Raw genomic sequence first — 14145 nt, 5'->3', positions numbered from 1 at the left:
TTGTCATTTGTCATTTGTCATTTGTCATTTGTCATTTGTCATTTGTCATTTGTCAGTAGTTATTCTCCTCTGCTCCTCGGTCACTGAGCGTAGCCGAAGTGCTGCTCCTCTGCTCCCTCATCTAAGAACCCCTGCTCCCTTGCTTTTTTATCTAAGAATTTGTCGCCCATGCGATCAGTGCTTGGGTTAAACCATCTAAAGTGTATTCTTCGGCTTCTACATCCACGCGTCCGAATAAATCATGGCAGGTTTTAGAGGTTTGGGGGCCGATAGAGGCAATACAAACTCCCTCTAATAATTGGCTAGCATCAGAGTTGTTGGCAAATATATTATTAGTAAGTTGACAGAAAAATTGTACAGTTTTAGAACTGGCAAAGGTGATTGCATCTACCTTGCGGTTTTGGAGAGCTAACTTTGCCGCAGGTGGAATACTACTAGGACAACAAGATTGATATGCCGCAACTTCTATCACCTTTGCTCCTTTAAGAGTTAATTCCTTAACTAAAACTTCTCTGCCGCCGCTTTCAACTCTGGGAAATAACACCTTTTTACCATCTAATCGATCTGGGAAATTTTCCACTAAAGAATCGGCAACAAAGTTGGGGGGAATAAAATCTGCTTGCAGAGAGCGTTGTTTGAGACTTTGGGCTGTTTTCTCACCAACGACGGCAATTTTAATGCCAGCTAAGGCACGGCTATCTTTACCTTGCGTAGTTAGCCTTTCAAAAAAGTAGTCTATGCTATTGGTAGAAGTGAGAATTAACCAGTCGAAGTCAGATAAATGAGCGATCGCACGATCCAAAGCTTCCCAACTGGAGGGGGGGCCGATTTCTAAGGTAGGCATTTCGATGACGGTTGCACCTGATGCAATGAGGCGATCGCTAAATTGACTCGATTGCCCAATTGAGCGTGTTACCAAGATCATTTTACCAGTAAGGGGAGATAGGGGGAAATTGCTTGACATAGCAGGGGGGCTAAAAGTTTTGCCTGTAGTAGAAACCTGACAATCTATTTTCTCAGGTTGTAAGTACTTGCGTAGCCCAACAACTTCGCCAATCACAATTACCGCCGGAGAAAGGGATAATCCGGCGGTTTGTTCTAGAATATTGCCCAGTTGCGCCGTCCAAATTTGTTGTTCGGGAGTTCCTGCCCAACGGATGATCGCAATGGGTGTTAAGTGCGATCGCCCATGCCGCACCAGTCGATCTACAATCTCTCCTAGATGTCGCCCTCCCATTAAAATTACCAGTGTCTCTAAGCGTGACAGTGCTTCCCAATCTAAAATCTCTGGTTCATGAGCTGTAAGCACTGCAAAAGTGCGGCTTAACACCGGATCTGTTAGGGGAATTCCTGCTAATAAGGGTGCTGCGAGGGCTGAGGAAATTCCTGGTACTAGTTCAAAATCACAACCGGATGCTTTCAATGCTTCAATTTCGGAAGTACAACGCCCAAAAATCAACGGATCGCCTGATTTGAGCCGTATAACTTGTTTTCCTTGCAAACAATGTTTTACCAGTAACTTGTTAATCTGGGCTTGGCTTGTACTGGGTTTGCCACCGCGTTTCCCGACATCCAATTTCAGACAATCATTTGGTACGCACTGCAATAATTGAGCATCTACTAGAGCATCGTAGACTAGCACTTGAGCAGCAGCTAAAAGATTGTAAGCTTTTACTGTCAGGTATGCTGCATCTCCAAGCCCAGCACCTACGAGGTAGACTTTGCCTTTGTCATTTGTCATTTGTCATTTGTCATTTGTCATTCTCCCCATGCCCCATGCCCCATGCCCCATGCCCAATGCCCAATGCCCAATGCCCAATGCCCCATGCCCAATCCCTTTATTCAATCCGTTTGCGTATTAATTTTTTGGATTAGCCGATCGACTTGCTCAATCATCTCCTTGTTTTTCTCAGCTTGGAATAATTCTCTGGCTTTTTTGAGATTAACGATCGCTTCTTTTGACTGTTGTTGTCTTCCCAAAGTTATTCCCAAATTATAGTAAGTGAATGCATCGTTGGGGACGAGGCTAATGGCTTTTTTGTAATGTGCGATCGCTTCTTGAGGTTTACCTCGATCGTCCATCGCATTTCCCAAACCTGTGTAAGCTTGTGCGTGTTTGGGATCGAGACGAATCGCTTCGGTATAGCCAGCGATTGCTTCTGTGAGCTTGCCTTGAGCGTAAAAAGCACTTGCTAAATTATAGTGAGCGTCTGCATAGTTGGGAGCGAAGCTGATGGCTTTTTGGTAATGTGCGATCGCTTCTTCTAGTTTGCCTTGAGCGTATAGAGTATTTCCCAAGGCATTATAACCTGCTGGATTTTTCGGAGCGAGGCGAATGGCTTCGGTATAGTTGGCGATTGCTTCTGCTGGCTTTGCTTGAGCGTACAAGGCGTTTCCTAAGTAATAGTAAGCGTCTGCATAGTTGGGATCGAAGCTAATAGATTTTTTATACTGGGTAACTGCTTCTGCTAGCTCACCTCGATCGTAGAGAGCATTTCCTAAACGGGTGTAAGTCGGCGCATAGTCTGGTTTGAGGCGAATAGCTGCTGTATATTCGGTAACTGCTTCTTTTAGCTTGCCTTGAGCGTAGAAAGCGTTTCCTAAGTTATAGTGAGCTTCAGCATACTTGGGTTCAAGGCTGATGGCTTTTTTGTATTGGGCGATCGCAGGTTCTAATTGATTCAGTCTTGCTAAAGTCAAACCTAAATTAAAATATGCTCTAGAGTCTTGAGGATCGAGACTAATGGCTTTATTGTATTGAGCGATCGCTTCTTGTGGTTTACCTCGATCGTCGAGAGTATTTCCCAAGGCAATATAAGCTTGTGCAAAATTGGGTTCTAGTTCAATTGCCTTCCGAAAAGCCGCCTCTGCTCCTTTTAAATCTCCCTGTTTATAGAGATTGCTTCCTTGCTCGAAGTTAGCAACTGCGTTTTTGTTCCGAATAACTGCGGACTGAGTAGAGTTGTGAATTTTTGCTAAAATAACGCCAACATTTTGACCAAAGGCAGTACTCCCATTACTCAAACACAAGCAGATAATAGCTGCTACCAGTAGATTCTTGTTTTTCAGCATTTTTCTTACCTTACCTGCTTGGTTTACATATAATGTCAAGTTTGGCTAATTGCGATCGTCAAAAAACCTTATCTCAGCCCTTCCTCACTTGTTGTTAGGACAAAAGTGTAGCTTTGGCGAGGTTATAGCTGGAATTATAAGTGATTAAACTAACTTGATACAAGTGTAATCTCATATAAATGGCTATTTGTACACAAGAGACATTTCAAAGTCCCTCTCCCAAGCGTGGGAGAGGGATTTAGGGTGAAAGCTCTTTAATTCATGCAAGAAGTCTAATAGATGGTAATTTATTAAAAGTAAAAAGTCATTTTTAGGTATTTACAGAAACTTTTTTTTCCATCAATTTAACAATCGCTGCAATTAATTTTTCTGGGTTCAGAGGTTTAGATAAATGCATCTGAAACCCAGCTTTTAAGGATTTTTCGCGGTCATCGTTTCTTGCAAAGGCAGTCAAGGCAATTGCTGGAATTTGCCCACCTTGTTCTGGTGTTAGAGTTCTCACTTCATGTATTAACATATAGCCATCCATATCGGGCATACTAATATCGCTTACCAACACATCTGGCTTGACATCTGCTAAAGTTTGTAATGCTTCTTCAGCGGAAGATACTGCCATCACAAAAGCCCCATCTTGCTCTAATACAAAAGCAACAAAATCTCGTGAATCAATATCATCATCGACAACTAAAACCTTGATGCCATTCAGAGGTAAGGAGTTAAAAGCTAAGAATGCAGGGTAATTTTGTCCATCCATCAGCGTTGAACTTTCATCTGGCAGAAGCGGTAAGCTAACAGTAAATATTGCCCCTTGACCCTCACCGTGGCTATCTGCTTTGACGATGCCGCCATGCATTTCGATGATATTACGCACAATTGCCAATCCCAGTCCTAATCCACCAAAATTTCTCGTAGAGGTGCTATCTGCTTGGCGAAAGTAATCAAACACAAATGGCAAAAAGTCAGCGCTAATTCCCTTACCCGTATCGCTAACAATTATTTGAGCATAGCCATCAGTTTCCTGAAGTCGCACTTCTACCTTTCCTCCTCTAGGTGTAAATTTGATTGCATTAGAAAGGAGATTCCAGACGACTTGCTGCAAACGAGTCGAGTCGCCCATAATTTGTCCCACACCCGGTTCAAATACTGTATTTACCTCAATCAACTTTGTTTCTGCTGCTAACTGCATTGTCTGTAATGCCGACAATACCGTGGACTTTAGATTAATTTTCGTGATATTCAGCGTCAGTTTACCTTGTAAAATTTTGGAAATATCCAGCAAGTCCTCAATGAGTTGAACTTGTAAGGTAGCATTTCGCTCGATTGTGGCTAGGGCTTCAGATGTCTTTGTTGGGTCTAATCTGCGGGTTTGCAACAACTTTGACCAGCCGAGAATTGCGTTGAGTGGAGTGCGTAGTTCGTGAGAGAGGACGGCTAAAAATTCATCTTTAATTCGATTGGCTGTTTCTGCTTTCGCTCGTGCTACTTGTTCTAATTCCAGTAGGTGCGCTCGTTCTTCAAGTATTTGTTTTTGTTCGTGGATATCCGTACAGGTTCCAAACCACTTGACTACAAAACCTTGCTCATCTTTAAGTGGTAAACCTCGCGCTAGCTGCCAACGATAAGAGCCATCAGCAGCTCGTTTAAAGCGATATTCATTGTTATATATAGTGCTATTTTTGACAGCATCAGACCACACTTTATCGGCTCTTTGCACATCATCTGGATGCAATGCAGCCAACCAACCAGAACCCAAAGATTGTTCTAACGTTAGCCCAGTGTATTCGCACCAATTTTGATTAAAATAATCGCATTCACCGTTAGGTTTCGTTGTCCAAACAAGTTGAGGAATTGCCTCAGCCAAGTAACGGTAGCGTTCTTCGCTTTGCCGGAGAACTTCTAAGATGCGTTGGCGTTCAAGAATTTCTTGTTGTAATTGTTCGTTAGTCTGAGTAATTTCATTGGTGCGAACAGCAACCATTTCTTCGAGATGATTCTGGTATTTTCGCAGTTCCTCTTCTACCCATAAGCGTTCGCTTATTTGTGTTTGAAGTTCTTGATTTGCTTGTTCTAATTGAGTAGGGCTAGGAAGTGCCAATGCTTGAGGAACTAAAGGTACAAGCTTTAACGCGGTAATTACAGATATTGTGGCAGTTACTGCTTTGAGAAACCCCGACACCCAATAGATTGGATGCCAAAGTGTCCAAATCTCCATTAAATGAGTAGTGCCGCAAGCTACGATAAATCCACTAAATAGTAGAAAAATCCAATCAAAAGGCAAATCTTGTCGCTTGCGGACAAAGTAGAAGAGTGTAGCTGGAATCGAGTAATAAGCTAGTGCAATGAATGCGTCAGATAATATGTGTAACCAAACTAAATTCGTTTGCCATAGATAACAATGTCCATGTGGAATAAATGATTCTGATGTAAAAAAGTTAGTCCACAATTCTGATATTATATTTGACATAAATACTGGATTCTTTAATCTAAACAATCTACTACTAAATTTCTACCCTTGCTTAATAATATTTTAGTACTAAAATATTAGTGATACAGTGTGTCTAATTTCTCTAATGCTTAAGTAAACTACAATATGTCTTTACAAGCCAAAAAGACTATTATAATCATCGCTATTTTGCAAAAATAAATCATTTAAAATTTTTAATATTTTATCTTTTAAAGTCTAAATAAATTAATTGTGGCTATGGAGCTTGTAGCGCATTGCATTGCAAATGTAAGGGCTGTGAAGAGATAGGTCAAACTGGCAAAACTTGCGGACATAATTATCGTATACAATAGCTACCAAATAAAAACCATTCTCACCATAATGATGGGAATGGCAAAAAATTAGGAGACACAACAGGAAAACTTAATCTCTGCAATTCTCATTCAACTTAAGATTCGCTTGACTTAGCACTCATTTTATCTAACAGCTGAGTGATTTTTTTAGCTTTTTCAGGTTGGCGCTGTTTTTGTAATAAATCTTTAGCTTGTTGCAGGTTAGTTTTAGCTTCTTCTTCTCGCTCTTGCTGCATGAGGATATTCGCCAGACGCAAGTAAGCATCAGGATTTTTCGGACTGCGGCGAATTACTTCCCGAAATAATTCTGTTGCTTCTTCTACTTGCCCTTGCTGGTTTAAAACATCTCCCAAAAACAAGCGCACTACGTCATTAGTAGAATTGATAGAAATCACTTTGCGAAAAGCGGCTTCTGCACCTTGGTAATCTTTTGCTTGGGCAAGATTGATACCTTTTTGAAACAAGTCTGAGGTAATCAAAGTTTTCCAAGCGAAATAGCCAAGGATTGACAGACTCAGAACAACTACAACAGCAGCGAGAATCGAACTAGTAGGAAAGGTTTCTAGCATTGTCTAAGCCAAAAGACAGGCGATAGGAAAAATCAGATATTCCATAAAAAAGAGTTTCCAGATAAATTGGTAGAATTGAGCGATCGCACTTTTATCTTGTAAGTCTACCGTCAAACTCCGCAACCACAGCCAAGCCAACAGCCCCAAATGAGTAACTACCAGGAATATGGCGTTAACTGAGGCAACGTTTAGCACCCCAACCAGAATTATTCCCAGATAACAGGCAGTTATTACCCAAAGAGACAGATTGAACACAGCTTGAGGGCCAAGTTTGATGGTGAAAGTAGTAATATTGTAGAGGCGATCGCCTTCCATATCCGGGATATCTTTAAAGATGGCGATCGCAAAGGTAAACACCAAAATAAATAACGTCAGCACCCATACCACAGGCGGAATTGTTTGGCTTTGTTGCAACGCCCAACTGTAATGCAGATATAACCCTAAGTTAACAATCGTACCGCGCACCGAAAAAATACACAGCGCCGCCCAAAAGGGAAACTGTTTTAAGCGAATTGGTGGTAAAGAATAAGCAGTACCAATGGCCAAACTAATTGCTACCATACCCAATAAAAACGGGCCAGTTAGCCACGCCACAACCAGCGCCAAAATCCCAGTAGAAGCAACAATTAATTGCCCAGTTTGCTGAGAAAACTCACCAGACGCTAAGGGTAAATGAGGCTTATTAATCTTATCAATTTCTACATCTTCTAATTGATTCAGCCCGACAATATAAACATTGCCACACAGACAACCAATCCATGCACCAAAGACAGGGAATACAGAATACGTAGAGACAAGATTCATCCCGTTTGTAGAGACACGATTCATCGCGTCTGTAGAGATATGATTAATCGCGTCTCTACTGATGGCAATGGCAATTAAATATAAACCCAAAACACTTAGACTTGTACCAATAATTGTGTGAGGGCGAGAGAATTTCCAGAAGGCGTATAACCACTGGAAATATGATTGAACAGGTTTGCCTGGTAAAGGGCTGTTTTGAGAACTTTGGCTCATGAGTAGCTTAAATACAGTATTCTGATTGGTTGTTAATCATTGTCACAGAATTTGGTCATTAGACTACTTTCATGAATCAATGAGCTTTCACCCTTCTCCTTTGTGCCCTCTGCGGTAGCCTGCGACAAGCCCAAGCGTCTACGTTATTCTAAACTTATAACTTCTTGCGCCAACTCATATCAAGAATGCAATTAATTTTATACAGTAAACCCGGCTGTCATTTATGTGAAGGCTTGCAAGAAAAGCTAGAACAAATCCAAAATCTCAGTTTCGAGTTGGAAGTTAGGGATATTACGACTCGTGAAGATTGGTTTGCTGCGTATGAGTATGAAGTCCCGGTACTTTATTTATCGAACTACAGAGGCATAGAAGATGAGGAAGGAAGTGAGAAACCATTGCCGCGTCCTTCTCCTCGTGCTAGTGTGCAGCAGTTAGAGCAAATGTTGCGTAAGTATTTGGTCAATTAGAAAAAAATAATGCAGAATAAGCGCAAGATCAAGAATGTGACGAGGTTCACAAAATGAAATTGCGGGAATTACTAACGGCGGTAGACAGTGTTGAGCAATTGCCTAGTTATCCAACTTTAGAGGATGTGGAAGTTAGGGGTTTAAAGACGAATTCCCATGCTTGTCGTGTGGGTGATTTGTTTATTGGGATGCCAGGAACGCGGGTTGATGGTGGGGAATTTTGGCAAAGTGCGATCGCATCGGGGGCTGTAGCTGCGATCGTTTCTCCCGAAGCTGCACAAAAAAATCCTCCTACAAATCAGGCTGTGGTCATTAGTGCAAGTAATATTACTCAAGCTTGTGCGCAGATAGCCAGTGCTTTTTACGGTTATCCAGGGCGAAAACTCAAGTTGGTAGGCGTAACTGGTACAAATGGCAAAACTACAACTACTCATCTAATTGAATTTCTCCTCAACAAAGCTAATTTAGCTACAGCTTTGATGGGAACTCTCTACACTCGTTGGGCAGGTTTTGAGCAAACTGCTGCCCACACTACACCCTTTGCAGTGGAACTGCAACAGCAGCTAGCAGAGGCGGTAAAGGCTGGTAGTGAGTTTGGGGTGATGGAAGTCAGTTCTCACGCTTTGGCCCAAGGTAGAGTGTTGGGTTGTGAATTTGAGGTAGGGGTATTTAGTAATCTTACTCAAGACCATCTCGATTATCACAGCGATATGGAAGATTACTTTGCTGCCAAAGCGTTATTGTTTAGTCCTAATTATCTCAAGGGACGGGCAATAATTAATGCTGATGATTCCTACGGGAAGCGGTTAATTGCCTCGTTAGATTCCGAACGGGTTTGGAGTTACAGCGTCAACGACAACAGCGCCGATTTATGGATGAGCGATTTAAGTTACCAGCCAAATGGTGTTAGTGGGACATTACATACACCAAAAGGTGATGTGGCTTTTCAATCGCCCCTAGTCGGACAATATAATTTAGAAAATCTTTTAGCAGCCGTAGGAGCAGTTTTACACTTAGGGCTAGATTTGCAGTTAGTGGCAGCTGTGATACCTGAGTTCCCTGGAGTTCCCGGACGGATGGAACGGGTACAGATTAGTACTGAGCAAGATATTAGCGTGATTGTGGATTATGCCCACACGCCCGATAGCTTGGAAAATTTATTAAAAGCTGCGCGTCCGTTTATACCTGGAAAAGTGATTTGTGTATTTGGTTGTGGAGGCGATCGCGATCGCACTAAGCGCCCAAAAATGGGTAAAATTGCTGCTGAGTTAGCTGATGTGGCAGTGGTGACATCAGATAATCCCCGCACTGAAGATCCAGAAAGGATTTTGCAAGATATTTTGGCGGGAATAGCTGACACAGTGCAGCCAACAGTAATTTGCGATCGAGCGATCGCAATTCGTACCGCTATTTTACAAGCACAACCCGGTGATGGAGTGCTGCTTGCTGGTAAAGGTCACGAAGATTACCAAATTCTAGGCACCGAAAAAATCCATTTTGACGACCGAGAACACGCACGCGAGGCTTTACAGCAAAGACTTAACGTACAATAAATAATTTGGGCATTGGAAGAGGCAGGGGAGCAGAGGGGCAGAGGGGCAGAGGAGAAAAACTTACTGCAATTTCTTCCCTGCTCCCCTGCTCCCCTGCTCCCCTGCTTCCCCATCCCCTCGTGGATAGAGTTTTTTATAGTTAATGTTTTTTTCCGTGGTGATTTTGTAAAAAATGCACATATAAAGGTGAAAATCGAAGACAGAATTATTTCTTGCTTCATCCAAGTTGTGCTTGACTCATGAATGTTTCTCTGGCTAAGGATCTGTCTGTTTATCAACTGGTTATGGGAGTGCAAGCGCCTCCGAAACCATTGTCCCTCAGTCCTGCTACTCTGCTATCACTGGTGAGAGCGCAAATTGACTTACTCATTGAGCAGCAAATTGCAGCCACTCTCTGGGTGAAGCTACCACCAGATAAAATTTGGCAATCAGAATTAGCGCGTTATCAATCCTCGGTAGGTGCGTCTAGTCTGATTTATAGTTGCCAGATTGACGAGAGTAGGAAAAGGGAAGCAGGGGAAGATAAGGAAGAGGGAAGATTAAATATCTCCTCATCTCCTTCATCCCCATCATCTAATTATGTCCCCGTTCATCTACCACCAGATAGCCAAATGCGGCGGGAAAACTTTCTGATGGTGTTATCGCCACAGTTTTGCAGTTTAATTTTGGCTCATCGACCACTTAAAAAACGTAAAAATCAGACATCGGGGAAGGTAAATACTAATAAAAACCAGCCATTGCTGATTATAACTACTGTTGAGGGGAGAGTAATTCAGCAAGTATTAAATAGTATCCAACAGGCGATTGCACCAGAATCATCCTCAATTTTACCTGCTAGTTTTATTTGTCCAACCGTGCCCCAACCTGCACTGATGAATCAACTGTTGGCAAAACAACTCCTCCGACAAGATGAAATTAATCGTCAAATCATCACAGTACGTACTAATAAGTTGGAACAGCAAAATCAAGAACTGCACAACAAAGAGCAACTCAAAGATGAATACCTGAAAAATGTCTGTCAGGAACTACGTATACCTTTGACACACATGAAGACAGCACTTTCGTTATTAAATTCCCCTAATCTGAAACCCCCGCAACGACAACGTTATTTACAGATGTTAAATACCCAGTGCGATCAGCAAAATTCCCTGATTACTGGTTTCTTGGAACTGGTGCAGCTAGAACAGAATTTTGACGGGACGACTTTGGAGTTGGTGCGTCTCTCAGATATAGTACCTGGAGTAGTTAGTACTTACCAACCTGTAGCCCAAGAAAAAGGAATTATGCTAGCCTACACCGTACCGACTGAACTCCCATCTGTTTGGTGCGTGACTGGTAAGCTAAGGCAAATTGTGATTAATCTGTTGCACAACAGTCTTAAGTTTACCCCTAATGGAGGTCAAGTATGGGTGCGTGCCCGTAATCAAGGCGATTATGTCCAATTAGAATTCCGCGACACAGGTATCGGTATTGCCGAAAACGAAATTCCTAAAATCTTCGATCGCTTTTATCGCGTGCGTACAGCAGCAACCGAAGATTATGGTGGTGCTGGGTTAGGGTTAACGATAGTACAGCAATTGCTGCTGCGCTGTGGTGGATCTATTTCTGTAAAAAGTAAATTATCTGAAGGTTCTACCTTTACAGTGCAACTGGCAACTGCTGGTAATATGCCAAGAGCGATCGCGACAGAAAATGAGTTATGAGTTATAAGTTATGAGTTATGAGCGATCGATTTATAATTCATAACTTATAACTCCTAGGCCCTTTCCATAATACCCTGTACTAGGTCTTACTTATAAGGCGCTCAACTCGGACGAATACATCAGGAAAGGCTAGGGGTGAAATAGTACCTGTAGTTAATGTCAGTTCGGTTTTGTATTCCCCATTTTTTAGGTCACGAAATACTTTTAACTGCGGAATCTTCAGGTTGACAACCCAATATTCAACAATACCAGCCTCAGCGTAGATGTCTTTTTTGTCACCTAAATCTTTGCTAATAGTGGCTTTGGAGAATTCAATTACCCAGAAGATATCTTCTGGGTAAGGATGGTGTTCTAAATAGACCTCACCTAAAGGTTTGACAATCGCAACATCGGGAGCAGGTTCTGAATCGTTGGGTAAGGTAACGGGTTTTGCATCGCGGATTTTTACCCGTTCACCGAGCAGTGTGCGAAGATAATCAGCTGCTTCTGTGTTGTAGTAGGCGTGAGATTCTCGTTCTGGAGGCATAACAATGAGGTCGCCGCGCAATAGTTCAATGGGCTGGTCGTCAAAAATACCTGCCTCTATTGCTTGGTGATAACGTTTAATTGTCCATTTATAGGTAGTTACGGTCATAATCCTTATTTAGCCTTTTTTCTACCACTTAAACAAGAGGTTTACTTTGATTTTAGAATGAAGCACCGGCTAGCTCATCAGACATTGTTTTTAGGACTTATATCATGTCCGCTTGATTGCTTATTAAACCCGAAGAACCCCACCCCGCCAAAGCTGCGCTTTGTCTCCCCTCCCGAAGAGCGGGGAGGGGTTGGGGGTGGGGTGTAATGACTGTGGTTAGTATAACTAATTATGCGGACATGATATTACGCATTTTATACATTGGAGATATTTTATATTCGTAGCGAGAGACAAAATAAGCACCAACTTGTTTGTCGCTGTGATGACGGAAACCAAAACGTTCATATACTGCTTTAAGGCGTGGACGTGAAGCGTCGCAATCTAGACGTAAATAATGTCTGCCAAGTGTTTGTGCTTGTTCAACAGCCCAAGCTAGAAGTGCTGAAGAGACTTTACCGCCAGAGTAATGCCGTCGAACTGCAAGACGATGTACAAATGCTGAATCTTCCTGAGAAATGTCAGGCCAGAAAAGTAAATCTTCTAGTTGAAACTTGATTGTACCAGCTGGTTCACCTGCCCACTCAGCAATAAAAAACAAGCCGTTAGCAACATCTTTAGATATACTTTTTGGCAAAATCTCACTCTCATGCCACAGAGGTCTACCACTCTGCTGGAGCCACAAAGCTGCTTCTAATAGCACATCCGAAACGATCGCCGTATCTTGTATAGTTGCTTGACGAATTGAGATGTACATTTAGTTATCAATCGAAGTTTGAGTAAAAGAACAGTAAAATTCAACAAAAATTTTTATAGTTTATTTACCAATACAAAATCTACTAAAAATCCTCTCTAAAACTGATTCTGTTACTTCTTCTCCGGTAATTTCCCCTAAAGCTTGAATCGCACCTCGTAAGTCAATTGTCCAAAAATCCAGAGGTAACTGCTGGGTAATTGTTGCTTGCACTTGTTCTAAAGATATTTTAGCTTGAGTTAAGGCTGCTGCCTGCCTTTGGTTGATGGCTAAATCCATATCAGCAGCTTGCACTTTTCCAGATTGAACTATTTTTAAAATTGCTGTTTCTAAAGCTTCAATACCTTGATTTTGGGCTGCGGCTGTGACAATTTTGGATTGTGGACTTCGGCTACGCTCAGTCGAACGATTTTGGATTTTAGATTGAAGAGTTGTTCTTTCGCTTTCTTCTAATAAATCGATTTTGTTAATCACTAAAATCAACGGACGGTGTTGTACCTCTTGATAAATTTCTTCATCACCTTCTGTCCAACCTGCGGAAGCATCGATGGTAAGCAAGACTAAATCAGCTGCATTGGCAGCACGACGCGATCGCTCGACGCCAATTTTTTCCACTTGGTCTGTTGTTTCCCGAATCCCTGCTGTATCTAGCACTTGTACGGGAATTCCGCCAACAACTAACTGAGATTCAACAACATCGCGGGTTGTACCTGGTAAATCAGTCACAATGGCGCGATCGCTCCGGCTCCAAGCGTTCAATAAACTCGACTTACCCACATTCGGACGCCCGACAATTGCCACTTTTAAACCAGTGCGTAGCAACTCACCTCGATCTTTGGTTTGCAATAACCTAGTTATTTCTGCGGCAATTTTATCGATTGCTGATATTATTGCTTTATCATCCAACGGAGGTAAGTCTTCCTCAAAATCAATCCGAGCTTCGATTTCTGCCAAAATATCTAAACAGTTAGCGCGTAACTGCCGAATCGGATGAGCTAATTTTCCTTGTAAACCAGCTAAAGCACTTTGAGCAGCTTGAGGCGATTTAGCTCCGACTAAATCAGCAATACCTTCGGCTTGAGTTAAATCTAATCGTCCATTCAAAAAGGCGCGGAGAGTAAATTCTCCAGGTTGCGCTAGTCTAGCGCCATTTTCTAAACACAGTTGCAACACCTGCTGCACTGCCATAATTCCCCCGTGGCAATGGAATTCCGCTACATCTTCACGGGTGTAAGAACGGGGTGCTTTCATCATCAACAACAAAGCTTCATCGACTATTTGTTGCGTCTGGGGATGGCGAATGTAACCGTAGAGAATCCGGTGACTTTCCCAAACTTGTCGCCCTGGTGCATGAAAGAGACTTTGGGCAATTGTCATTGCTTGAGAACCGGACACCCGCACAATCCCAACACTACCCTGTTGGGGGACAACAGCAGTGGCGATCGCGGCTATAGTTCCAGTAGTAGCAAACAGTTCTGACATGAGCGCCCTTTATTAACAGTGAGGAGTGAGGAGTTAGGAGTAAAAATCATAACTCATAACTCATAACTCATAACTCATAACTCATAACTCATAACTCATAA

At 42.3% G+C, this 14145-nt stretch carries 11 protein-coding genes; 3 read left to right on the top strand and 8 right to left on the bottom strand.

Going from position 1 to position 14145, the window contains the following annotated elements; translation table 11 throughout:
* Window positions 1-151: 151 nt before the first annotated feature.
* The 5 genes from cobA to RMX89_RS33560 all read right to left on the bottom strand — a co-directional run bounded on the left by cobA (window position 152) and on the right by RMX89_RS33560 (window position 7454).
* A complete protein-coding gene (cobA, locus tag RMX89_RS33580; RefSeq protein ID WP_322692018.1) occupies window positions 152-1741 on the bottom strand; it encodes a uroporphyrinogen-III C-methyltransferase in 1590 nt (529 codons plus the stop codon).
* A gap of 101 nt (window positions 1742-1842) precedes the next feature.
* Complete coding sequence (locus RMX89_RS33575) at window positions 1843-3072, bottom strand: tetratricopeptide repeat protein (protein ID WP_322692017.1); 1230 nt, start codon at window positions 3070-3072, stop codon at window positions 1843-1845.
* A gap of 310 nt (window positions 3073-3382) precedes the next feature.
* The gene (locus RMX89_RS33570) at window positions 3383-5536 is read right to left on the bottom strand and encodes an ATP-binding protein (RefSeq protein ID WP_322692016.1); all 2154 of its coding nucleotides are present in this window, start codon (window positions 5534-5536) and stop codon (window positions 3383-3385) included.
* Between the two features lie 427 nt (window positions 5537-5963).
* Window positions 5964-6437, bottom strand: coding sequence for a tetratricopeptide repeat protein (locus tag RMX89_RS33565; protein ID WP_322674788.1), 474 nt, complete (start codon window positions 6435-6437; stop codon window positions 5964-5966).
* Between the two features lie 3 nt (window positions 6438-6440).
* Complete coding sequence (locus RMX89_RS33560) at window positions 6441-7454, bottom strand: homogentisate phytyltransferase (RefSeq protein ID WP_322692015.1); 1014 nt, start codon at window positions 7452-7454, stop codon at window positions 6441-6443.
* 185 nt (window positions 7455-7639) lie between these two features.
* On the opposite strand from RMX89_RS33560, the gene RMX89_RS33555 reads away from it, so the two are divergent.
* From RMX89_RS33555 to RMX89_RS33545, 3 genes are all read left to right on the top strand, one after another.
* A complete protein-coding gene (locus RMX89_RS33555) occupies window positions 7640-7921 on the top strand; it encodes a glutaredoxin family protein (protein ID WP_322692014.1) in 282 nt (93 codons plus the stop codon).
* A gap of 53 nt (window positions 7922-7974) precedes the next feature.
* A complete protein-coding gene (locus RMX89_RS33550; protein ID WP_322692013.1) occupies window positions 7975-9474 on the top strand; it encodes a UDP-N-acetylmuramoyl-L-alanyl-D-glutamate--2,6-diaminopimelate ligase in 1500 nt (499 codons plus the stop codon).
* A 239-nt stretch (window positions 9475-9713) separates the two neighbouring features.
* On the top strand, window positions 9714-11177 hold the full coding sequence (locus RMX89_RS33545; protein WP_322692012.1) for a DICT sensory domain-containing protein: 1464 nt from the start codon (window positions 9714-9716) through the stop codon (window positions 11175-11177).
* A gap of 79 nt (window positions 11178-11256) precedes the next feature.
* Here RMX89_RS33545 and RMX89_RS33540 read toward each other — a convergent pair whose 3' ends face one another.
* From RMX89_RS33540 to mnmE, 3 genes are all read right to left on the bottom strand, one after another.
* Window positions 11257-11811: a Uma2 family endonuclease gene (locus RMX89_RS33540; protein WP_322692011.1), complete on the bottom strand. Its 555-nt coding sequence runs from the start codon at window positions 11809-11811 to the stop codon at window positions 11257-11259.
* A 229-nt stretch (window positions 11812-12040) separates the two neighbouring features.
* Entirely contained in the window at window positions 12041-12565 is a 525-nt protein-coding gene (locus RMX89_RS33535) for a GNAT family N-acetyltransferase (RefSeq protein ID WP_322692010.1), read from the bottom strand.
* Between the two features lie 60 nt (window positions 12566-12625).
* Entirely contained in the window at window positions 12626-14044 is a 1419-nt protein-coding gene (mnmE, locus tag RMX89_RS33530) for a tRNA uridine-5-carboxymethylaminomethyl(34) synthesis GTPase MnmE (protein WP_322692009.1), read from the bottom strand.
* Between the last annotated feature and the right edge of the window lie 101 nt (window positions 14045-14145).

Origin of the sequence: Nostoc sp. DedSLP04 (assembly GCF_034530775.1) — a bacterium.
Lineage (GTDB): Bacteria > Cyanobacteriota > Cyanobacteriia > Cyanobacteriales > Nostocaceae > Nostoc.
The sequence above is the reverse complement of the archived record's forward strand: the minus strand, read 5'-3'. Positions and strand labels throughout refer to the sequence as shown.